The 22220-nt window shown below is 62.9% G+C and carries 18 protein-coding genes and 2 pseudogenes; 13 read left to right on the top strand and 7 right to left on the bottom strand.

Features of this window, described 5'->3' with window-relative positions:
• Nucleotides 1–4: 4 nt before the first annotated feature.
• Nucleotides 5–2395 (bottom strand): type II secretion system secretin GspD, encoded by a 2391-nt coding sequence (gene gspD / locus HV675_RS17380; RefSeq protein ID WP_175112169.1) that lies wholly within the window; start codon nt 2393–2395, stop codon nt 5–7.
• 553 nt (nt 2396–2948) lie between these two features.
• Between gspD and HV675_RS17375 the strand changes: the two genes are divergently transcribed.
• Together HV675_RS17375 and HV675_RS17370 are read left to right on the top strand one after the other, a co-directional pair.
• Nucleotides 2949–3446, top strand: coding sequence for a lytic transglycosylase domain-containing protein (locus tag HV675_RS17375; protein WP_175112168.1), 498 nt, complete (start codon nt 2949–2951; stop codon nt 3444–3446).
• A gap of 166 nt (nt 3447–3612) precedes the next feature.
• Nucleotides 3613–4935, top strand: coding sequence for a GTP-binding protein (locus HV675_RS17370; protein ID WP_175112167.1), 1323 nt, complete (start codon nt 3613–3615; stop codon nt 4933–4935).
• Nucleotides 4936–5114: 179 nt separating this feature from the next.
• On the opposite strand, the gene HV675_RS17365 is transcribed toward HV675_RS17370, so the two are convergent.
• A complete protein-coding gene (locus HV675_RS17365) occupies nt 5115–5393 on the bottom strand; it encodes an HU family DNA-binding protein (protein WP_074262967.1) in 279 nt (92 codons plus the stop codon).
• A 424-nt stretch (nt 5394–5817) separates the two neighbouring features.
• Between HV675_RS17365 and mnmC the strand changes: the two genes are divergently transcribed.
• The 7 genes from mnmC to HV675_RS17330 all read left to right on the top strand — a co-directional run bounded on the left by mnmC (nt 5818) and on the right by HV675_RS17330 (nt 15555).
• Complete coding sequence (gene mnmC / locus HV675_RS17360) at nt 5818–7806, top strand: bifunctional tRNA (5-methylaminomethyl-2-thiouridine)(34)-methyltransferase MnmC2/FAD-dependent 5-carboxymethylaminomethyl-2-thiouridine(34) oxidoreductase MnmC1 (RefSeq protein ID WP_175112165.1); 1989 nt, start codon at nt 5818–5820, stop codon at nt 7804–7806.
• 899 nt (nt 7807–8705) lie between these two features.
• The gene (locus HV675_RS17355) at nt 8706–9908 is read left to right on the top strand and encodes a cation:proton antiporter (protein ID WP_175112164.1); all 1203 of its coding nucleotides are present in this window, start codon (nt 8706–8708) and stop codon (nt 9906–9908) included.
• A 192-nt stretch (nt 9909–10100) separates the two neighbouring features.
• Nucleotides 10101–11216 (top strand): YbdK family carboxylate-amine ligase, encoded by a 1116-nt coding sequence (locus tag HV675_RS17350; RefSeq protein ID WP_175112163.1) that lies wholly within the window; start codon nt 10101–10103, stop codon nt 11214–11216.
• Nucleotides 11217–11883: 667 nt separating this feature from the next.
• Nucleotides 11884–12528, top strand: coding sequence for a MarR family winged helix-turn-helix transcriptional regulator (locus HV675_RS17345; RefSeq protein ID WP_175112162.1), 645 nt, complete (start codon nt 11884–11886; stop codon nt 12526–12528).
• 201 nt (nt 12529–12729) lie between these two features.
• The gene (locus tag HV675_RS17340) at nt 12730–13443 is read left to right on the top strand and encodes a glutamine amidotransferase (RefSeq protein ID WP_175112161.1); all 714 of its coding nucleotides are present in this window, start codon (nt 12730–12732) and stop codon (nt 13441–13443) included.
• 225 nt (nt 13444–13668) lie between these two features.
• Complete coding sequence (locus HV675_RS17335) at nt 13669–14781, top strand: NADH:flavin oxidoreductase/NADH oxidase (protein WP_175112160.1); 1113 nt, start codon at nt 13669–13671, stop codon at nt 14779–14781.
• 279 nt (nt 14782–15060) lie between these two features.
• Entirely contained in the window at nt 15061–15555 is a 495-nt protein-coding gene (locus HV675_RS17330) for an SET domain-containing protein (protein ID WP_175112159.1), read from the top strand.
• Nucleotides 15556–15638: 83 nt separating this feature from the next.
• Here HV675_RS17330 and HV675_RS17325 read toward each other — a convergent pair whose 3' ends face one another.
• Both HV675_RS17325 and HV675_RS17320 read right to left on the bottom strand, forming a co-directional pair.
• On the bottom strand, nt 15639–17207 hold the full coding sequence (locus tag HV675_RS17325) for a sensor histidine kinase (protein ID WP_175112158.1): 1569 nt from the start codon (nt 17205–17207) through the stop codon (nt 15639–15641).
• A 269-nt stretch (nt 17208–17476) separates the two neighbouring features.
• Nucleotides 17477–18163 carry a response regulator transcription factor gene (locus HV675_RS17320; RefSeq protein WP_074262960.1) on the bottom strand — a complete coding sequence of 229 codons (687 nt, stop codon included), beginning with the start codon at nt 18161–18163 and terminating at the stop codon, nt 17477–17479.
• Nucleotides 18164–18271: 108 nt separating this feature from the next.
• Between HV675_RS17320 and HV675_RS17315 the strand changes: the two genes are divergently transcribed.
• Nucleotides 18272–18496: a DUF3717 domain-containing protein gene (locus HV675_RS17315; RefSeq protein ID WP_175112157.1), complete on the top strand. Its 225-nt coding sequence runs from the start codon at nt 18272–18274 to the stop codon at nt 18494–18496.
• Between the two features lie 91 nt (nt 18497–18587).
• Here HV675_RS17315 and HV675_RS17310 read toward each other — a convergent pair whose 3' ends face one another.
• The gene (locus HV675_RS17310; protein ID WP_175112156.1) at nt 18588–18884 is read right to left on the bottom strand and encodes a 4a-hydroxytetrahydrobiopterin dehydratase; all 297 of its coding nucleotides are present in this window, start codon (nt 18882–18884) and stop codon (nt 18588–18590) included.
• Nucleotides 18885–19065: 181 nt separating this feature from the next.
• Between HV675_RS17310 and HV675_RS17305 the strand changes: the two genes are divergently transcribed.
• A complete protein-coding gene (locus HV675_RS17305; protein WP_175112155.1) occupies nt 19066–19557 on the top strand; it encodes an Lrp/AsnC family transcriptional regulator in 492 nt (163 codons plus the stop codon).
• Nucleotides 19558–19651: 94 nt separating this feature from the next.
• Here HV675_RS17305 and HV675_RS17300 read toward each other — a convergent pair whose 3' ends face one another.
• Together HV675_RS17300 and HV675_RS17295 are read right to left on the bottom strand one after the other, a co-directional pair.
• On the bottom strand, nt 19652–20188 hold the full coding sequence (locus HV675_RS17300; RefSeq protein WP_175112154.1) for a class IV adenylate cyclase: 537 nt from the start codon (nt 20186–20188) through the stop codon (nt 19652–19654).
• 317 nt (nt 20189–20505) lie between these two features.
• Nucleotides 20506–21405, bottom strand: a complete 900-nt coding sequence (locus HV675_RS17295) for a LysR family transcriptional regulator (RefSeq protein ID WP_175112153.1) — start codon at nt 21403–21405, stop codon at nt 20506–20508.
• Between the two features lie 185 nt (nt 21406–21590).
• On the opposite strand from HV675_RS17295, the pseudogene HV675_RS32970 reads away from it, so the two are divergent.
• A pseudogene (locus tag HV675_RS32970) lies at nt 21591–21806 on the top strand (aldehyde dehydrogenase family protein); the annotation flags it as partial.
• A gap of 1 nt (nt 21807) precedes the next feature.
• Nucleotides 21808–22101 (top strand): annotated as a pseudogene (locus tag HV675_RS32965) (aldehyde dehydrogenase family protein); the annotation flags it as partial.
• Between the last annotated feature and the right edge of the window lie 119 nt (nt 22102–22220).

Below are 22220 nucleotides of genomic sequence, written 5' to 3'. Positions count from 1 at the left end.
GTGCTCACGGCTGCGCTCCGGGCGACTGGATGCCCGATCCGATGCCGGGCGCAGGCGCAGGCGGCGGAACCGCCATGGCCGGCGCGGGAACGGCCATCGCCGGCGCAGCGGTCGGCGTGGGCGTCGTCGCCGGAGCGCCGGCCGGTGGCGGCGCCAGCTGCTGACGCCGCATCTTGTCCAGATCGAACAGGTTCAGCGCGGGCGAACCGCCTTCGGCGGGGCCGAGCGGCATCGGCGGAACCACCGGGTCGTCCTTGTCCCTGATCAGGTTGTTGTCCGACTTGTACGCGCCCGTCACGCCCTGAATGTAGTCGTAGCGGTTCGACGTCACCGCTTCCGCAGTACCGCGGTCGGTAATGATCACGGGACGCAGGAACACCATCAGGTTGGTCTTGTCGCGCGACTTCTGCTCCGAGCGGAACAGCTGGCCGATCCACGGGATATCCCCCAGCAACGGCACCTTGCTGTTGCTCACCTGGTAGTTGTCCTGCATCAGGCCGCCCAGCACGATGATCTCGCCGTTATCGGCGAGCACCGTCGACTGGATCGAACGCTTGGTGAACTCCGGGCCTGCCGGGTTGGTCACCGAATTGTTCGTGCCGGTCACGATCGCTGAGTCTTCCGTGTAAAGCTGCAGCTTCAAGATGCCACCGTCGGTGATCTGCGGCTTGATATGCAGCGTCAAACCGACGTCGACGCGGTCAAAGGTGTTGAACGCGTTGGCCGTGCTGCCGCTGGTCAGGTTCGAAAACGAGCCCGTCTGGATCGGCACGTTCGTACCGACCACGATCTTCGCTTCCTGGTTGTCCAGTGTAATGAGGTTAGGCGTGGACAGCACGTTCGCATCGGCAGTCTGCGACAGCGCCTGCAGCAACGCACCGAGCCCTTGCACACCGAAAATATTGTGGATCCAGCCGACGTTCAGGCCCTGCTGGATACTCTGGCTGCCGAGCGCCGTGGCGAGACCGCCGGTGCTGCCGGCGGCCGCGGCGGCGGCCGTCAGGTTGATGATGCTGTTGGCGTTGCCGGTCGCGAGGTTGGTGCCGGCAAAGATCGAGTTGTTGGCGACCTGCCACTGAATGCCCAGGTTGGCGTTGGTGCTCGAATTCAGCTCGACGATCAGCGCCTCGATATACACCTGTGCGCGACGCGCATCGAGCTGCGCAATGACCGCGCGCAGGTTGCGATACACGGGGTCGGACGCGGTGATGATCAGCGAATTCGTCGGGGCGTCGGCCTGGATCATGCCGCCCGGCGGATTGTCCTCGTCGCCGTCCTTGTCGCCGCTCAGAAACGGCGAGCTGCTGCCGGCACCGCTGCCATACGAACTGCCACTGCCGCCGCTGCTGCTGCCGAACGAGCTGCCGCCGCCTATCGAAGAGCTGCCGAACGAACTCGACGACCCGCCCGGCAGCGGCGGCTGGCCGGACGCGCCGGTCGAACTGTTGCCGCCGCCCTGACCCTGGCTGAACGAGTTCGCGCCGCCGCCTGCGCCACCGCCGGAAGACGAATTGTCGCCGCCCTTGCCAAGCATGCCGCGCAAGGTCTTCGCGAGCGTGACCGCGTCGGCGTTGCGCAATTGCACGACGTGCATATTGCCCGGCATGGTGGTCGGCGCATCGAGCTCTTTCGCGAGCACCCTGGCCGCGTTGAGCCGCGCGACATTCGATGCGCGCAGCAACAGCGAATTGGTGCGCGGGTCCGCCGACACCGACACTTTCAGCGTCGCGTCGGTGCTGCCGATCGAACCCGGATCGAGCGCTTTTGAGAGCTGTTGCGCGACGTCGAGCGCATTGGCGTTCTTGAGCGGCACGACCGACACCTGCTGCCCGGCCGCCGTGTCGACGCCCGCGATAATCTGCGCGAGGCGGCGCACGTTATCCGCATAGTCGGTGACGACCAGCGTGTTGTTGGCCGGATAGGCGGCAATCGTATTGTTGGGCGAAATAAGCGGCCGCAGGATCGGCAGCAGGTTATTGGCCGATTCGTTCTTCAGCTCGAACACTTGCGTGACGATCTGGTCGCCGCGCGCAGTCGGCGCATTGCCGATATAAGTCGGCACGCCTTGCAGCTTGGCATCGGCCTCCGGCACGACCTTCAACACCCCATGATCCTGCACCAGCGCAAAGCCCTGCATCCGCAACGCGGATTGCAGCGTCTTGAGCGCCTGATCTTCCGGCACCGGATTTTCCGACACCAGATTGAGCTGACCCTTGACACGCGGGTCAACAATGATGGTTTTGCCCGTCGCGGCCCCGATGGCCCTGGCTACCTGATCGATATCGGCATTGACGAAGTTCAGTGTGACCTGCGCGTGTGCGGCTTGCGCGGCGAACAGGCCAGCCACCATCAGCGCCGTTGCCGTGCGACGCAATACAAAACGGTTTCTTCTCATGGATGTGAATTGGATGCCGGCGCGTCGCGCCGACTGTTCGCAGCGAATACCCCGGTACGACATCGTCTCCGTCGTCGGCTGGCACACTCGATGGGTCTCAATCGCCATGCGGGCGGCAGCGGTCCGGCATTCGGAAAACCACGAACAGTAACAGCTTTTCGTGTCGGAAATGTCACAAAACTCGGTGGCTCTGTAAGAACCCTCTAGTGTCTACCGGCCCTGTAAGGTGTTGAAAGCTTTCGACGTTCAAGCGTGCGCAATGACACACGGACGCCATGGTTCGCGCGGTATATGTCCGTCGGCCAACATTGACGCGCGCTCGTCTGCCGGTATGATACGGGCGGTTCGATGCGGCGAAGACGCGTGCCTAGAGCGGGTTTTCCCCGATGGTGCGTTTTATTGGCACGTCACGTTGCATTTTCTGTGAGCGCGCGCACCGTCCTGATTGTCGAATTTTGATTTGCTTAGTCATCTTGATGGTCCGTTGCCCGATGGTCCGTTGTCCGTCCGCGGGTGCGATTGTGTTTAACTGCCAACCTTTGTCCTGCTGCCGATGAAGCCGACTTTTCCGACCGTTGCCGTTGCTCTTGCCGCGCTCTTCGCGGCCGGCGCCGCTCGGGCGGACTGCTTCGACGAGGCCGCGCAGTACCAGAAAGTGAACTCGCTGATCCTTCGGGCGATCGCATGGAACGAATCGCATAACCGGCCCGACGCGCTGCACAAGAACGCGAACGGCTCGACCGACTACGGCGTGATGCAGATCAACTCGGTGCATCTGACGGTGCTGTCCCAATACGGCATCTCCAGCAGCACGCTGATGGAGCCGTGCAAGAACGTCTATATCGCCGCCTGGCATCTGCGCCAGAAGATGAACAAGTACGGCAATACCTGGGAAGCGGTCGGCGCGTACCATTCGGAAACGCCCGCACTGCGCGACAAGTACGCGCGGCAGATCGTCGCGATCCTGCAGAAGTGGAATCTGATGCCGCCCACGTCGCAGGCGCAGACGCAAACGCAGGCACAGTCAGCACCGTCGCCGTCGGTCCGATAAGCGGCCGTTTGCGCGCGAACGGACCGCCCGTTCCAGTCCGCTTCCGGCGATTTCCCGCTATTTGATGCACAATGCGGCTTCACGCCGGGGTGGCCGCGCGCGGCCTCGCGGCCGCCGGCCGCTCTGAGCGATACTGCGCTTTTCCGATCACGTTTCCCGACCCGCGATGAACCAGCCGCCACTGCCCGTCACCGTGCTCTCCGGTTTTCTGGGCGCCGGCAAGACCACGCTCCTCAATCACATTCTCGCGAACCGCGCAGGCTTGCGCGTGGCCGTCATCGTCAACGATCTGGCCGCGGTGAATATCGATGCCGCGCTGGTGCGCGACGCCGCCGAGCTCTCGCACGTCGAGGAGCAACTTGTCGAAATGTCGAACGGCTGCATCTGCTGCACGCTGCGCGACGACCTGCTTGCCGAGATCCGGCGCCTGGCGGCGCAACAGCGATTCGATGCAATCCTGATCGAATCGACCGGCGTGGCCGAGCCGATGCCGATCGCCGAAACCTTCACGTTCGTCGATGACGACGGCGCGACGCTTGCCGATGTCGCGCGGCTCGATACGATGGTCACGGTGGTCGATGCATTCAATTTCCTGCGCGACTATGCGTGCGCGGACGGCCTCGCCGAGCGCGGCATCGCCGCGTCCGAAGAAGACGACCGCACGCTCGTCGAATTGCTGATCGACCAGATCGAGTTTTGCGACGTGCTGGTCGTGAACAAGGCGGATCTCGTCAGTGCCGACGAACTCGCGAAGCTGCAACGCATCCTTGCGCAGATCAATCCGCGTGCCGTGCAAATCGCGAGCCGGTTCGGCGAGGTGCCGTTGAGCGACGTGCTCGACACGAAGCGCTTCGATTTCGACGCCGCATCGAATGCGCCAGGCTGGCTTGCTTCGCTGCACCACGGGCACGACCATGATCACGCCGGCGAAGCGGATGAGTACGGCATCGGCCACTTCGTCTACCGCGCGCGCCGGCCGTTTCATCCGCAACGGCTGTGGGCGCTGATGCATGAAGAATGGCAAGGTATCCTGCGTACCAAAGGATTTTTCTGGCTCGCCACGCGCAATGACATGGGCGGCATGCTGTCCCAGGCGGGCGGCGCATGCCGGCACGGTCCGGCCGGCAGCTGGTGGGCCGCGCAACCGCGCAGCGAATGGCCGGAAGGCGACGATGAACTGATGGCGGAGATTGCCGCGGACTGGCACGGCGACCCGAACGATATGACGATCGGCGACCGGCGCCAGGAGCTGGTGATGATCGGTGTCGAGATCGATCCCGCGCACTGGCAGGCGAAGTTCGACGCGTGCCTGCTCACCGACGACGAATACGCGCTGGGCCCTGAAGGCTGGCTTCGATTCGCAGATCCGTTCCCGTCGTGGGACGCGAATTTCGAAGACGACGAAGCGCACGACCACGATCACAACCATGACGAAGATCACGACCACGATCATCGCGAAGGCGAAATCGTGCATCGCCATCCGCACTGAACAGGCAGTGCGGCAACCTCGCGCCGCAAGCGGATGGCTGACGCGCCGCGACTGCTTCGCAATTGTTTCGGGTGGCTGAACGCCACTGCGGCGTCACGCGCTAACGGAACCTGCGCACCGGAACGCAGGCGAAAAAAAACCCGCCTAACGGCGGGTGCCAACAAATGCAGCGCGATCGCTTAGCGCTTGTTGACTGCGTCCTTGAATGCCTTTCCGGCCGTGAACTTGACCGTCTTGGCGGCCGGAATCTTGATGGTTTCGCCGGTCTTCGGGTTGCGGCCCGTACGTGCTGCCCGCTTGCCCGAACCGAAACTGCCGAAGCCGATCAACTGAACTGCGTCACCCTTCGACACCGCCTTCTTGATTACCTCAAGGAGCGTGTCCAGCGTTTCGCCGGTTTGAGCCTTGCTGGCGCCCGTCTGCCCTGCGACGGCGTCGATCAGTTCCTGTTTGTTCATTAAGGTTCCTTTCTGGTTTAGGTTGACACGAACAGCGCGAACGCGCCGATTATACGTGCGCGCGCCGCGCCGTCGAGCAGCGACGGCTTGGGAATTCCCCGACCTAAGCAATGCGCTGCCGCACTGCGTCGAACACCGTGCTGCCGCTTCCCTCGCGGCGCTTGCTATGATAGCTCAGCGCAAACCCAATCAGGACAAGGGTTTCGAAGAATTACACGGCGCTTTGCCCGATCCGGCATGGAAAGTGGCAATTTGCGCTCCGTTAGCCCCGTATTCGCGTCCCGAGCCGTGTTTCGAGGCCTTGCAGCGTTGGTTTTTGCCAACGTTTTGCGTGCCTCAGTTACCGCAAAACCCCCGCCGCAAGCGCTTCCAGCGGATTTTGCACGGCGCCGGTTGCGAACTGCCCGACAGTTTTCCGCTTCGCATGAGCGCTTCCTTGACACCTGCCACGCTCGCTTTTCGCGCAGACGGCACGCCGTATTCGCCTCGCCACGACGACGTTTATCACAGCGCTTCCGGCGCGTTCGCCCAGGCCGAGCACGTGTTTCTAAACGGCAATGGCCTGCCCGAGCGGTGGCGCGGCCGCCGGATCTTCAGCATCCTCGAGACCGGCTTCGGGCTAGGCGTGAACTTCCTCGCGACGTGGGCGCAGTGGCGCACCGATCCCGCACGCTGCGAGCGGCTGCATTTCGTATCGACTGAGAAGCACCCGTTTTCGCAAGCGGATTTGCGCACCGCACACGAAGCGATCGTTGCGGATGCATCCATCGCGGCGCTCTCCCGCACGCTTGTCGATGCATGGCCGATGCTGGTGCCGGGCGTGCATCGCCTCGAATTTGAAGAGGGACGCGTGACGCTGACACTCGTCTTCGGCGATGCGCTGCAAACACTGCCGTCGCTGTGGATGCGGGCCGACGCGTTTTATCTCGACGGGTTCGCGCCTGCGAAAAATCCGGATCTATGGAGTTCTGACGTATTTCGTTCGCTCACACGCGTGGCGGCCGATGACGCAAGCTTCGCGACCTACTCGAGCGCCGGCGAGGTCAAACGCGGACTTGCGCAAGCCGGCTTCGAGTGCACGAAGGTCGAGGGCTTCGCAGGCAAGCGCGCGATGCTCGTCGGCCGCTTTGCGCCGCGCTGGCGCGTGCGGCGTTACGAACCGCCGCTTCCGCTGGCGGTGAGCGAACGGCACGCTGTCGTGATCGGCGCGGGACTCGCCGGTTGTGCGCTAACCGAACGGCTCGCCGCGCGCGGCTGGCACGTGACGTCGCTTGAACGGCATCGCGCCGCCGCACGCGAAGCCTCCGGCAATCCGGCGGGCGTATTTCATCCGATGCTCGCGCGCGATGACAGCGTCGCTTCGCGCATCACACGCGCCGGATTCCTCTACGCATTGCGGCGCTGGTCGATGCTCGACGCCGCGTCGCGTCCGGCTCGCGGCGTCGACGGTCTGCTGCAGATCGCTGAATCCGAAGACGAAGCGCAAGACTTCGCACAGGTGCTCGCCGCACTTCGCTACCCGCCGGAATTCGTTATGCCGGTATCGCGCGGCGAAGCGACGCAAATCGCCGGCGTGCCGGTGACGCGCGGCGGCTGCTTTTTCCGTCACGGCGGCTGGCTCGATCCCGCGCAGCTATGTGCAGCGCAATGCGCAAGCGCGGGCGAGCGACTCGAGCGGCGCTACGGCGTCGAAGCCGCGCGCATCGAGCGATCAGGCGATCAATGGATGGTGCTGGACGCAGCCGGACAGGCGATCGTTCGCGCACCGGTCGTGATCGTCGCGAATGCCCACGATGCCGCGCGTGTTGCCGGTTTGCACCATGCGCCGACGCGCAGCGTACGTGGCCAGTTGACGCTGCTGCCGTCCGGCGCCGTCGAAGGATTGCGCGTGCCGGTGATCGGCGAAGGCTACGCAATACCGCTTGCCGACGGCATCACGCTAACTGGCGCGACCTACGATATCGACGATCCGGAAACTGCGCTGCGCGCCGACGCGCATGTCGAAAACCTCGAACGCGTCGCGCGCATGCTGCCTTCGCTTGCGAGCGGGTCGACCGGCGCCTTGCTCAACATCCACGCGCAGGATCCACCAAACGGATTGAGCGGCCGCGTCGCGTTCCGCTGCGTGACGAGCGATCGACTGCCGATGGCTGGTGCGCTTGCCGATGAAGCCGCCGCGATTGCCGGCGCCGGCCGGCTGCGCGGTGCATGGCCGCGCGACTTGCCGCGCGCAAACGGCCTCTTTGGCGCATTCGCCTATGGCTCACGCGGTCTCGTCTGGGCAGCGCTCGCCGCCGAACTGATCGCATCGCAACTCGAAGGCGAACCCTGGCCGATCGAGCGCGAGCTCGCCGAGGCCATCGACCCCGCGCGCTTTCTTCTGCGTGCATTGCGGCACGACACATTCGTTTAAGCAGACTCAACCGCGCGAGCGAAGCGAACCACTTCACGGCGCTAGCGAGCCGATCGAGGTTATCCACGCGCACGTGTGGATAACCGGTCGAATTCAACGCTGAACAGGTGTGGAATCGATGTGGACGTAAACGGGGTAACTCCGGTATCGCCGCTGCGCTCCAAAAGTTACCCGCAGAAGCCAGCGGCACGCACACACGCTATGCGTGCGGTTATGCGTGCGCCAACGCGATGATTTGGTTTGGTAAACCGGCGTTGTCCACAAAAGAGCCCGGCCCTTGTTAACTGCTACTACGTATACATACAGGTAAACCTTTGAGTAGAACCCTGCTGTCGGTTCAGCGCACCTGGGCTTTCGCAAACTTTCCGCAAAAAACCGAGCCCAAATCTGCAGCCACGGCCGGCCGCCAATTCGATTGCACACGCAACCTGTTTTCCACGGAACGACCGGCAGGATATGACCGGAGCACGCAGTAAAAGGTCGCTTTTTCCTGTTGCTATCCAGATAGCGTACGTTTTACCTTCGATGACGGTAAGTTCGACGCTTTTGCAACCGGTTCCGGCGAGCTATGGCACAATCGCCGTTCTTCAAGCGCCCTGTGCCGCAGTTGGTGGCGTAGCGCACCCAAGGAACGGTTGCCGGATCATCAGAATCTGATTCGTAAGTCGACGGCGTTCTATCACCCGTGTCGAAGCCACTTGCAGTGACCGTGGCTTCGGCGTGTTCGTCCTGTTTTTCACCCGATCGTTGACAACGCGCAACGCAGGTCGGCGCAAAGCGATCGCTGCAGGCACCCGCTTCGCACCGAGTCCGGGATTTGCTCAGGGGTTTGCTCATCGGCGGATCCCTGGCGCCGGCTTTGACCCGTTGCGGTTGTTGCATAAGGAGAACCCACCACGATGAAGTCGGCGTTTTCATTCTTTCCTGCCTGGCCTCTGACACCCGATGCCATTTTCTGGGCCGGCCTTGCGCTGCTTGCCGCGGGTCTGTGCGGCGAACTGTGCTATCGCGCCTGGCATCTGCCGCGCATCTCCGGTTACGCGGTAATCGGTTTGATTGCGGGCTCCGCGGGGACGGGCGTGATCGATGCGGACTCGGCGAGCGCGGCACGTCCATTGCTCGACGTGGCGCTCGGACTGCTGCTGTTCGAGCTCGGCAGCCGGCTCGACTTGCGCTGGATCCGCCGCAATCCATGGCTGATCCTGTCGAGCGTCGCGGAAGCCACGCTGACCTTCGTGCTGGTGCTCACCGTGTTGCTGTTCGTGCACGTGCCGGTAATGACCGCGATGGTGCTGGCATCGATTGCGATGGCGACTTCGCCCGCGATGGTGATCCAGTTGAAAACCGAATTGCGCGCCGAAGGCCAGGTCACGCAGCGTCTGATGACGTTGACCGCGTTGAACAGCATGTACGCGGTCGTGATCGAAAAGCTCGCGTCGAGCTGGCTGCATCAGGAGGTGTACGGCAACGTGTTCGCGACGATTCTTCAGCCGCTCTATCTGCTGGTCGGCTCGCTGATCCTCGCGTATCTGCTCGCGCGCACGTGTACGTTCTTTTACCGCCGCGTGAACATGCAAGACGAACATTCGTTCGTCGCCCTGTTCGGGCTGGTGCTGCTGGCCATCGCGATTGCGCACGTCTTCAAGCTGTCGACCATTCTGGCGCTGCTTGCGGCCGGCATCATCGTGAAGAATCTCGAAGCGCGGCCGCAGCTGTGGCCGCAGCATTTCGGCACCGCCGGCTGGCTGATGACGGTGATCCTGTTCGTGCTGACCTTGACCACCTTCGAATGGCGCGATATTGCGCTGGGCGGCGTCGCGGCGTGCGGGCTGATCATTGCGCGGCTCGTTGCCAAGGTGGTCGGCGTGATGGCGTTCGCGAGGCCGAGCGGCCTGAACTGGAAGCAGGGCGCGGCGCTCGGACTATCGTTGTCGCCGATGTCTGCGCTCGCCTATTTGCTGGTTGACGATACCTATACGCTGTATCCGAACTTCGATCCGATGCTGCGCGCGGTCGTCATGTGTTCGATCGTGGTGCTGCAGCTGGTCGGACCGTGGCTCGTTTACCGAAGCCTTGCGCTGGTCGGTGAACGGCGCGAATAACGGATATGACACGCGCGCCGGAAGCGATGAAGGCGATCGAGGCGCCGCGCGCGCACATGCAACCTTACGCTTGCCGCTGCGCGCCTGTCGCAGCAAGCCGTCGTAGCCACCGACGGCACAGTCGTTGAGCGATGCGCCGCCGTGCTCTCGCACCGGCGCATTCGCGAATGTAACCCAGAGTCAAGGGACGCCATGTCACTCGAAACCTTCGTCGATTCGAAACCGTTCACGTTCGGTATCGAACTCGAAATGCAGATTGTGAACACGCATGACTATGATCTGACCAAAGCCGCGTCGGATCTGCTGCGCCTGATCAAGGACGATAAGATTCCAGGCAATATCACGCCGGAAATTACCGAAAGCATGATCGAGCTGTCGACCGGCATCTGCACGTCGCACGAGCAGGCGTTGACCGATCTGCGCACGATTCGCGACACGCTGGTCGCGGCCGCGGACCGGCTCAACGTCGGTCTGTGCGGCGGCGGCACGCACGCGTTCCAGCAATGGAGCGAACGGCAGATCGTCGATACGCCGCGTTTTCAATATTTGTCCGAACTCTACGGTTATCTCGCGAAGCAATTCACCGTGTTCGGCCAGCACGTGCATATCGGCTGTCCAGATTCGAATAGCGCGCTGTTCCTGCTTCATTCGATGTCCCGATTCATTCCGCATTTCATTGCGCTGTCAGCTTCGTCGCCGTTCGTGCAAGGCATCGATACCGGCTTTCATTCAGCGCGTCTGAATTCGGTATTCGCGTTTCCGCTATCAGGACGCGCGCCGTTTGTGCTGACCTGGGACAGCTTCGAGGAATACTTTTCGAAGATGGTCCATACGGGCGTCGTCAACAGCATGAAAGATTTTTACTGGGACATCCGGCCCAAACCGGGTTTCGGCACGATCGAAGTGCGCGTGATGGACACGCCGCTGTCGGTCGATCGCGCGGCGGCGATCGCCTGCTATATCCAGACGCTCGCGCGCCATCTGCTTCTGGACAAGCCCCTTACGCCAAAAGAGGACGACTACCTCGTCTATACGTTTAACCGTTTCGAAGCCTGCCGGTTCGGACTCGCGGGCACCTGCATCGACCCGCAAACCGGCGAGCGCCGGACCATTTCGGAAGACATCATTGAAACGCTCGAGCGGATCGCGCCGCATGCCGAAGCATTGGGATCGGCGAAAGCGCTCGACGAAGTCGGCGTGATCGCGCGCGGTCAGGTAAATGACGCGACCTGGTTGCGGTCGGTGTACAGCGAGGAGAAATCCCTGCACGAAGCGGCGCGCCAGCAATGCCTTCAATGGCGCGCATGAAGGCGCGCCGTGAATCCGGAGACATTCTGTCATCTTGAGGAACCCGCTTTTAAGCGGGTTTTTTTCGTTTAAACAGTCCCGGCTTCGGCCTGCCAATTTCTTTCCAATGTTTACATATACAAACGTAGTAGTAGTTAACAAGCATTGCAGTCGCCTGTGGACAACAGAATAATCTCGTGAAAAGTCAAAGCCCTGCGAAAACGATAACCCTGCGCAGCAAGGCTGGGCGCAGGCCGGCAACTGCTGGTAACCTGACCGCGCGTTTGACCGGAACAGGTGTTATCAAGAATTCACGCACAGCCAGTCTCCAGTCTTTTCCCATGGTTATCCACAGATTGCGTTGGACAACTTAGCTGTACGATTTGCCGCTCTCGAATAGAATGACGACTTCGTCGCAGCGAATGGTCCCGCTGCTCTCCGGTTTGAGGTCGATCCAATGGTTCATTGGTCCAGCAACAGGTCGAACGGGGTGCAATGGTCGCTGCGGATAAAAAGAGAGTGTGCGACTCTCCAGTAACACGCCGGGACAGGCGTGCAGAGCAGGAAATTTTTGAGATAGTAGGAACAGGCTCGCCGGCTTTTCTGGCGGGACAACCCCACACGGCTGCCGGCGTGTAGCATTGCTGCCAACACACTGAGGCAAGCTGTCAATAACCAACGAATGACTATGAGCGAAGGCGTTTACGGAGAGCAGGCTACCGGGCGGGTGACCCACAGCCTGTTACGACTCAGCACGGCAATGCGTAGCCAGGCATGGGAATGGGCGGAAGGCGCAGGCCTGACGCCGACCCAGGGCGAAATCCTGGTGCTGCTGATGCAGCGCAAGGGCCCGATGCGTCTCGGCGAGATCGCACGCGAAACGGCGTTGACCGCCGCGACGACGAGCGATGCGGTGAGCACGCTGGAAGGCAAGGGCCTCGTCGAGAAGCGGCGGGCGCTGGATGACGGCCGCGCCCTCGCGGTCCGCCTGACGGCGCGCGGACGCACGGCGGCCAAGCGCGCGGCGCAATGGCCTGACTTCCTGTCGAAGGCGGTCGGCACATTGCGCGACGATGAACAGGCCATGTTCTATCGCACGCTGCTGAAGACGGTCCGGCAACTGGAAGTGCAAGGCCATATTCCGGTGCACCGGATGTGCGTGACCTGCACGCATTTCGAACCGAGCAAGAATCCGAAGAAGTCGCTGCACCGCTGCGCGCTACTCGACATTACGATGTCGGATACCGATCTGCGGCTCGACTGCTCGGTTCACGAAACCGCGGACGTCGCAACGCAGAAGAAAACCTGGAAAATCTTCGCGCAGCAAGCCTGATTCCGTTGCTGAACGACGGAGCCGGGTTGCGGCGGCAGCGCGTGCGCTGCATGAAGATGCCAGGGGTAGCGAAGTAGCGGGGCGCAACGCCTCGCTGCTTTGCAATACGGTTGCGATGCCTTACCGGGTAACGGTTTGCCGTGTGCTCTCTCGCGTTGGCGGGACGGCGTTTCTATTGTCAATGTGATGTGGGATATGCCGATGAATCACGAAGTTCTGGCCATTCGCCATGTGCACTTCGAAGATCTGGGCAGTCTCGAACGCGTACTCGGCGACCGCGGCTGGCCGGTGCGCTATCTCGACGTCGGCTTCGCGCGCATCGAGGCGCCGGATCCGGTCGCGCCGTCATTGATGGTGGTGCTCGGCGGCCCGATCGGCGCGTACGACGATGAACGTTATCCGACACTCGGGCCGTTGCTCGCCATGATCGAAAAGCGCATCGCGGCCGGCTTGCCGACGCTCGGCATCTGCCTCGGCGCGCAATTGATTGCACGTGCGATGGGTGCGCGCGTCTATCCGTCCGGGTACGCGGAAATCGGCTGGGCACCGCTCACGCTGACCGACGCCGGACGAGTGTCACCGATTCGTCATCTCGATGGCGCCGCAACGTCGATGCTGCATTGGCATGGCGATACGTTCGACTTGCCCGCGGGCGCTGCGCGCCTTGCGTCTACGCCGCTTTGCGAGAATCAGGCGTTTTCGTTCGGCAATCACGTACTCGCTTTGCAGTGCCATCCCGAGATTCGCACCGAACGCTTCGAGCCGTGGCTGATCGGACACGCGAGTGAACTGATCGCGCATCGCGTCGATGTGCAGCAATTGCGCGCCGATACCGTCCGCCTGGGTCCGGGTCTTGAAGTGGCCGCGTGGCGGATGTTCTCCGAATGGCTCGATCAGCTCGACGCAGAGTCGTGAAGTCGGTCGCAAGCGGATTGCCCGTTATTTCGCGGCTGCGGCGAAATGTCTCGCGGGCGGCAACGTTAAGGCGTGTTTGAGCAGATCCGATACGCTTCTGAACTGACGTTCCAAAACCTGTGGTTTGCATCCACCCGTTCAAAGCGGATCCGGATGCTTCTGCGGTGAGCCCTGGTCCGGTGCTATTCTCGAACGCTCCTCCCTCGTTCGTCTGGACCCCATCCTATGAGCGCCTTGTTCTCTCCGCTCACGCTGCGTAGCGTGACGCTGCCGAACCGCATCGTCGTCTCCCCGATGTGCCAGTACTCCGCCGAACGCGGCGAAGCCAACGCGTGGCACATGATCCATCTCGGCCATCTCGCGTTATCCGGCGCGGGTCTGCTTTGCATCGAAGCGACCGCCGTCGAGCCCGACGGTCGCATTACGCCCGGCGATCTCGGCTTATGGGACGACGTGACCGAAGCGGCGCTCGTGCCCGTGCTTGCCGCGATCCGCAAGTATTCCGGCATTCCGGTTGCGATGCAGCTTGCGCATGCGGGGCGCAAAGCGTCGAGCCATGCGCCATGGGACGGCGGGCAACTCATCCCGGTCTCCGCAGGCGGCTGGTTGCCGCACGCGCCGTCGGCGTTGCCGCACAAGGCCGGCGAAGAGCCGCCGCTCGCACTCGACGTGGCCGGGCTCAACCGCATTCGCGAAGCGTTTGGCGCGGCGGCGCGCCGCGCCGTGCGGCTCGGCCTCGATGCGATCGAAATCCACTGCGCGCACGGCTATCTGCTGCACGAGTTTCTTTCGCCGGTCGCGAACCAGCGCGGCGACGAGTACGGCGGGTCACGCGAAAACCGGATGCGTTATCCGCTCGAGATTTTCGACATCGTGCGCGCCGCGTTTCCGGCCGACAAACCGGTCGGCGTGCGCGTGTCGGCGATCGACTGGGTGGAGGGCGGCTCGACGCTCGACGACACGATCGCATTCGCGCAGGAGCTGAAAAAGCGCGGCTGCGACTGGATCGACGCGTCGAGCGGCGGCGTGTCCGCGTTGCAGAAAATTCCGCTCGAGCCCGGCTATCAGGTGCCATTCGCGCAAGCGATCCGGCAGGCGACCGGTCTGCCGACCATCGCCGTCGGTTTGATCAGCGATCCCGAACACGCGAACCGGCTGATCGAAGCGGGCGACGCCGACCTCGTCGCGATGGCGCGTGCGATGCTGTACGATCCGCGCTGGCCGTGGCACGCGGCCGCCCAGTTGGGCGCATCGGTCAATGCGCCGCCGCAATACTGGCGCTCGCAGCCGCGCGATCAGAAGACGCTGTTCGGCGATATTTCGTTCGGGCAGCGCTGATACGGCGGCGTTCTCGCCGGAAGCGGCGCAGCGTGCATGGCCGAGGCTTGAACGAAGCCGCCTCGACCGTGTACGATGCCGGTTGTGATGCGCATGCGCATCATCTGTCGACGCGGCGCCAGCAGGGCGCCGCGTTTGCTATCCGGCTCGGGAAAGCAGCGCAATGCCACGCGGGCTGACCGGAAAGCGGCGGACCATCAACAGAGCCGGCCCATCAGGTTGAGTGAGAGCCGGTAGTGGACGGAAAGTCCCCCTGAGTTTTTCACAAGGATTCATTCAATGAGTTCACGCAGGATCGCCGTGCGCCAGTCAGGCATTCACGGCAAAGGCGTGTTCGCCGTCGAACCGATCGCAGCGGGCGAACGCCTGATCGAATACAAGGGTGAACGGATCTCGTGGAAAGAGGCGCTGCGGCGTCATCCACATAATCCGGACGAGCCGAATCACACGTTTTATTTCGCGCTCGACAATGGCGGCGTGATCGATGGCAAGGTGAACGGCAACAGCGCGCGCTGGATCAACCACTCATGCGCGCCGAATTGCGAAGCGGAAGAAATCGACGGCCATGTGTATATCGACGCGATGCGCGATATCGAGGCCGGCGAAGAGCTCTTCTACGATTACGGTCTGGTGATCGACGCGCGCCAGACCAAGAAGCTCAAGCGCGAATACGAATGCCGCTGCGGCGCACGCAAGTGCCGCGGCACGATGCTCGCGAAGCCTGAAAAGGAAAAAGACGCGAAGGAAAAGAAAAGCAAAAAGAAGAAGAAATAGGCCGCCTGGTGTGCGACCGCGCGCGCCTGGAATTCAGCCCGCGGTTGTTGCAGCCGTTGCCCGTGCGACGGCTGACATCGTAGTCAGAGATCGATCGGCGCTTTATGCGCCGATTTTTTTGCGTCCGGAATCTGAGGCGCAGGCAATGCCGCTTCGCGCGGCTCGCTACGTTCCGCGCGATCCTTGTCCTGATCCTTATCCGGCTCGACGCGCGTTTTGCCGATCACGATGGGGATGCGCACGATAAAACGCGCACCGCCTTCCGGCGCGTCTTCGTAATGCACGCTGCCGTGATGCAGCACCATGATGTCGTGGACGATCGCCAGCCCGAGGCCTGCACCGCCGTCGACGCCGGCGGTTTGCGATTCGGTGTTGCGGTCGCCGCGGAAGAAACGTTTGAAGAGATCGGGTTGCTGGGTGGCCGGCACGCCGGGACCGTTGTCGTCGACCGTGAGCTCGGCCATGCCGATGCCGTCGATCACCGTTTCTTCGACCGTCATCGTGATACGCCCGCCATGCAGACGCGACAGCGGCACGTACTTCAGCGCGTTGTCGAGCAGATTCGCGATCACCTCGCGCAGCAGCACCGGGTTGCCGCGTGCGATCAGCGGCCGGTCGTTCGATGGGTCGTCCAGACGCTGGAAGCCGAGATCGACGTGCGCGGCAAGCGCGCGCGGCACCCATTCGGCGCCGGTATCGAACGCAAGCGCCGCGATGTCGATATTGACGAAGCGCGCAGCCTGCTCGCCCGGCTCCGCGCGTGCGAGCGAGAGCAACTGGTTCGAGAGCCGCACCGCGCGATCGGCGGCGGCGCGCAGCTCGCGAACCGCGGCGAGCGTCTGTTGCGGATCGCGCGCGACCGCGGCCTGTTCAGCATGCAGCTTCACCGCGGTGAGCGGCGTGCGCAGCTGATGCGCGGCATCCGCGATGAACTTGCGTTGCGAATCGAGCGCGGCCTTCAGGCGATCGAGCAGGCCGTTCAACGCGCCGGTGAGCGGGCGGATCTCGACCGGCACATACGTTTCGTCGACGGGCTCGAGCGACGTGTGCGTCTGCCGGTTCAGCGAATCGGCGAGATCGGTCAGCGGATTCAGCTGCTGGTTCACGACGCGCCAGACGATCACCCAGCCGGCGAGCAGCAGAAGCAGCAGCGGCATCATGATTGCGATCAGGAATTCGGCGGCGATGCGGAACCGGTGACGCACCGGTTGACCGACTTCAATGACGATCGGGTTGCCGACCGGCTGATCGACGCGCACCTGCGCGACGCGCACGGTCACGCCGTTGTGCTGCGTTTCGAATACGTATGCGTAGTGCATCCGCCGCACGCTGGTGCCTTGCAGCGGCAGGTTGGGGTCGCCGGCAATTTCATTTTCGCCGGTGCTGATCCGGTAGACGAGATGTTCGACCGGGTCCGAGAACATCGCCTGCGCGAGCGGCGGCACCGCGATGCGCGCGTTCGGTCCGGCGATCTGGATCTGCTTGGAGATCGCGGTGGCGAGATCGGCCAGCGACCGGTCGACGACGTGCTGCGTGTATTGCCACGCGAGCCAGTAAGCGATCAGGCCGCTCATCAGCGCGAGCAGCGACAAAGGAGCGGCGAGACGGCGCAGCAGCGAGCGGCGCAGACTGTTCGCGGCCGGATAGGTCATGCTCGAACCCGCGAAATAACAATAACGGCGAAGAACCGCGAGGTGCGAACCTGCGGGCGTTAAAACCGCAGGCCGTCGACAAAGGCACGCACACCACGGTGGCTTCACGCTGCATTTCTCGCATGAAGCCACGCAGTGCAGCGCGTAAGACGTTCGAAGGGATCACGGCGCCGGTTGCGCGGGCTCGCCGTAACCCGGCAAGACCCGCCACAACCCGACGCCGCGAATGACTTCGTTAAACGCTCAGCCGGCTGCGGTCATGACGACCATTATGCAGCCTGACGGATCTCTTGCAGCAAATAACCGAAACCGCGAACCGTGACGATCTCGACGCGGCAGTTTTCGAGCTTTTTGCGGACCCGGTGCACGTAGACTTCGATCGCGGTGTCGCCGAGATCGCCGCCGAAGTGCGTCAGGTGGTCTTGCAGTTGCGCCTTGCTGACCACGCGGCCGTGACGCAGCAGCAGCATTTCGAGTACCGCGAATTCGCGCGGCGACAACTCGAGCGGCTTGTCGTCGTTGAAGATGCGGCGATCGACACCCGACAGGCGCACGCCGCCGAGCGACACTTCCGGACGCGGCATATCGCCGTGCGGACCGCTGCGACGCATCACGGCGCGGATGCGCGCCTCGAGCTCGGCGGGTTCGAACGGCTTCAGCATGTAGTCGTCCGCGCCGGAGTTCAGGCCTTGCACGCGGTCGTTCAATTCGTCGCGGGCGGTCAGCACGATGACCGGCGTATGCCGGTTGCTCTGCCGAAAACGCGACAGCAACGTCATGCCGTCGATACCGGGCAAGCCGAGATCGAGGATCACGAGTTCGTGACGGTTTTGCGTGAGAGCCTGTTCGGCGAAGATGCCGTCGTGGACCATGTCGACCGTGAAGCCGGCTTGTTCGAGGCTGCTTTGGATGCCGCGTGCAATGGGGCGGTCATCTTCGATCAGTAGGAGTCGCATGGATTTCGCTCAAGTACAATGGGTTAGGCATGTCAGGCACGCGGTTCGCCGCTGCGCCTGCTGCACAGGAGGCCGCCGCATCTCGCGGCGGGGATGATCACGAAAGTCATGTCCGAAATCACGATCAACGAACTCGAAGCCGCGATCAATTTCTGGCGAGCCCGCTCGCCTGCGCAAGGCGACGAACTCGTTCTGTGCAAGGAGGCAAGCGCGCTCTCCAAGCCGTATGCGTTGCTGATTGTACAGCGACGGCATGCGGTGTCGCATGAAGCATTTGACGAGTTGGCACGTGATGCGTGGAATTCTTACGTTCGCCTTAAGGATGGCCTGTAGAAGTGAAGGTTTGGTGGCCTGAATACCTCCAAAATCCTTTCATATCTGCAGCCATAAGTCATTTCAATACCGGTTTTTCACGCCTGCTTTTTCATGCCTGTCTCGCGATGCTGTCGATGAAGCGCGCGAGTTCGACATCGCGAACCGTGACGCCGTTCACTTCGTGCGTCGATAGCGTGATCCGTACCTTGTTGTAGACGTTGAACCACTCGGGATGATGATCCATTTCCTGAGCCTTGATCGCGACGCGCGACATGAAACCGAATGCTTCGTTGAAGTCCGCGAATTCGAGGCTTCGTTCGATCGCATCGCGCTCCGCGACGGATTGCCAGCCATTCAGCTGCCGCAATTGCAACGCGCGTTCGTCAGCGCTCAGTTTCTGGATCATCGGGAACCCCCCGTTTCGGATGTTCGGCTCGTCATACAAGACCTCGCCATTCTTTCACGGAAGAAAATCCGTTGCAGCGAGTTGGGCAAGACGCGCGCGCAGCATGCTTGCGCGCGCGGGTCTGGCGCAATCAGCGTGCGATAATTACGCGTTAAATCGGCGGAATATGCGGGGAAAACCCATGGTGGAGCTCGATCATTTCGATCTGGCGCTGATCGACGTGCTGCAGCGCTTCGGTCGTGCGACCCATCAGCAGCTCGGCGAGCAGGTGCCGCTCTCCGCGTCGCAAATCGGCCGGCGCTTGCAGCGGCTCGAGGCGATCGGCGTGGTCGACGGGTATCGCGTCGTGCTGCGGCCGGAAAAGCTCGGGCTTGGCGTGACCGCGTTCACGAGCCTGAAGCTCAAGCACCACGGCGATTCGATCATCGAGCAGTTCCAGCAGCAGATCGACTCGCTGCCGGAAGTGCTCGAATGTCACGCGGTGGTCGGCGACGCCGACTATTTGCTGCGCATCGTCGCGCCGGATCTGACCGCACTGTCGGCCTTCGTGATGAAAAAACTGATGCGTGTGCCCGGCGTGGATAGCGTGCGCTCGAACATCGTGCTGACGACGTTCAAGCGCAACGGGCCGCTGCCGCTTGGGCATCTCGCGCCGGGCAGCGCGGCGGATTAGGCGCGCGCCGCGCGGCTTCGCAAGCCCGCGCAAGTGGGGTTTGCGCGATTGATTCGCAACAAGCGGCGCCGGCGCGGCGCGAATTCACGCGATTTCAAGCGACCTTCAACGGCTCCTGCGCCGGATTGAGCAAGTCGACATAGGCGACCGCGACCAGATCCGACTCCGGCACGCCCAGCTTCCTGAACATCTCGTGGGCTTCGGCTTCACCCCCTTCCTCATCGTCGTCCTGCGCGAGCACCACTTCGAGCTCGATGAAATCGCCGAGTCCGTCGACGCGATCCAGATGAATCCGCGTGCGGCCCACCAGGTACACGTGACGTTCCTTCGATATGAGGCAACGCGTGGTCAGCGCGGTCGCGAGCAGCGCGTGCATCGCTTCGGGGTTCGTCACCGGGCTTCTCGTGTAGTACGACACCTTCGGGCCGTCGCGGTCGTCGCGCTGATAGAAGATCAGCTCGGCGGGCGTGCCGTCGTCGAACTGGCGCAGCTTCAGACGGCCGCGCGGCACGTCGTAGAAGCTGTCGTGCTGGCGGAAGATCAGCGGAGCATCCGGCGAAAGGGCGGCGGCGCGCTCGCGAAGCAGGTCGAACTGAGGGGCGCGGGCTTTGATTTCGATGTTACGGGCCATGTAGAAGCTCCTGGTGAGAGAGGCGGTGATTTGACTTGCGAACGTGCGACGCGCAACGGCTGCACAAAAACGCGCAGTGCAAACACGCGCCGCACAAACATGCGGACGCAACGGCAGACGAAACCACGGACCCGGAATGACGCGGCAGCGCGGCGACGGCGACATGCGTACTGGCAGGCCGATGCGTGCCGGATACCGAACCGGAGGCCGGGCGGGAGAAACCGGAAGAACAGCTGGAGACGGGAACCGTCAATCTAGCAAAAACCGCGCGACTGCGCGTTGGCGTAGCGGACCTGGCCGACTGACATGAGCGTCGCTCATATCGCCCACTGTGTGTCGATCAGCTTCAGCGCGGCGGCGATCGCGGGTTCGTCCTTGCGTGCGGCGAGCGTGATGAAGCTGAGTTCGGTCGGCACGGTGATCTCGTCGACGATGGTCAGCGCATGGGCATGCGCTTCGGCCAGCGCGATCGCGTCGCGCGCGAGTGTGAGCCCGACCCCGGATTTGACGAGGTCGAGCATCGACTGCTCCTGGTCCACTTCGGCGACCTTGGTCGGCTGCGCGCCGGCTTCCGCGAAACGGCGCGACAGCAGCCGGTGGTGCGCGGAGGCCGGTGGCGTCCAGATCCATGGCAGGGCGGCGAGCGCGCGCCAGTCGCGCGCGCTCTTTACGCGATCCTTCCAGCCGGCCGGGGCGAGCACGCGGTACTGGAAACGGGTGAGCGTCACCGTGTGAAACACGGCGGCGTCGCGCGGGTCGTCCTCTTCCGGCTGCCCGATGTAGTAGCCGACATCGAGCTCGCCCGCGCGGACCTGCCCGAGCACCCAGCCGGACATGCCGTGCCGCAGCGCGGTTTCGAGATGCGGCCAGGTTTCCACCAACTGGCGCAAAAAGCCGCCGAGGCGTAGAAATTGAGGATCGAGGATCGTGCCGATGCGCAGCCGGCCGCGCACTTCTTCACGCAGCGTCGCCGCGGCGCGCTCGACGTCGCCGGCGGCGGCCAGCGCCCGTTGCGCGTGCGGCAGCAACGCCTGGCCGTCGCGCGTCAGCGTGAGTCCGTGCGACGTGCGCGTGAACAGCGTGACGCCGAGCGCTTCCTGCAGATGCTTGATCTGCAGGCTGACCGCCGGCTGGGTCAGATGCAGCAGGGCAGCGGCACGCGTGAGATTACCCTCGCGCGCGACCGTTGCAAACGCTCTGAGCAGAGTCAGGTCCATCGCCTGATATTAGCGCGACTTATATCGCATTTGAGCATTACTCATTGGATTTCGCATCCGGACCGCGATTACGCTTCGATTTATCGAATCGCAGGTCGCGGATCGACCCTTCGCGTCAATATGACGCGCGCCGCAGTTGTCGATTCGGTTATCGATTCGGTATCGATTCTTTCGATGAGGAAAGCATGAGCGAGACAGATCAGAACCGTTCGCGCGTGCGCGACCTGACGCATGTAATCAACGGACGCGCGCTCGAAGGCACGAGCCAGCGCTTCGGCGATGTGTTCAATCCCGCGCTCGGCAGCGTCGCGGCGCGCGTGCCGCTTGCGAGCGTCGCTGAAGTGGATGCGGCGGTGGCCGCGGCGAAGGCCGCGTTTCCCGCCTGGAGCGAAACGGCGCCCCGCGGAGATGGGGCCTTTGGCGACGGCCGCGCATCGCGCGAAGGTGACGGGTTATGTCGATGCGGGCGTGAAGCAAGGCGCGCGGCTCATCGTCGATGGCCGCAATCATCAGGTGGCGGGTTACGAACAAGGCTTCTTCCTCGGCGGCACGCTGTTCGATAGCGTGCTGTTCGGCGACCATCACGCGTACGGCGAGGACAGCGTGCGGTTCCACACGCGCTACAAGAGCATCATGCAGCGCTGGCCGGACAGTATCGCGAAGGGCGCGGAGTTTACGATGCCGGTGGCAAAGTAGCATCGAGTAACGCGCATCGGCGCGAAGTCATACGAAGTCGCTGTCACGTTCACGCCGCCGCGTGTCATTGAACGCGCAAAGCGCGGCGGCGGTGAACGGCACGCAGCTCTGTATTGCGC

Origin of the sequence: Paraburkholderia solisilvae, from assembly GCF_902859875.1 — a bacterium.
Classification (GTDB): Bacteria; Pseudomonadota; Gammaproteobacteria; order Burkholderiales; family Burkholderiaceae; genus Paraburkholderia; species Paraburkholderia solisilvae.
Note: the sequence above shows the minus strand (reverse complement) of the source record. Positions and strands in the feature narration are given on the sequence as shown.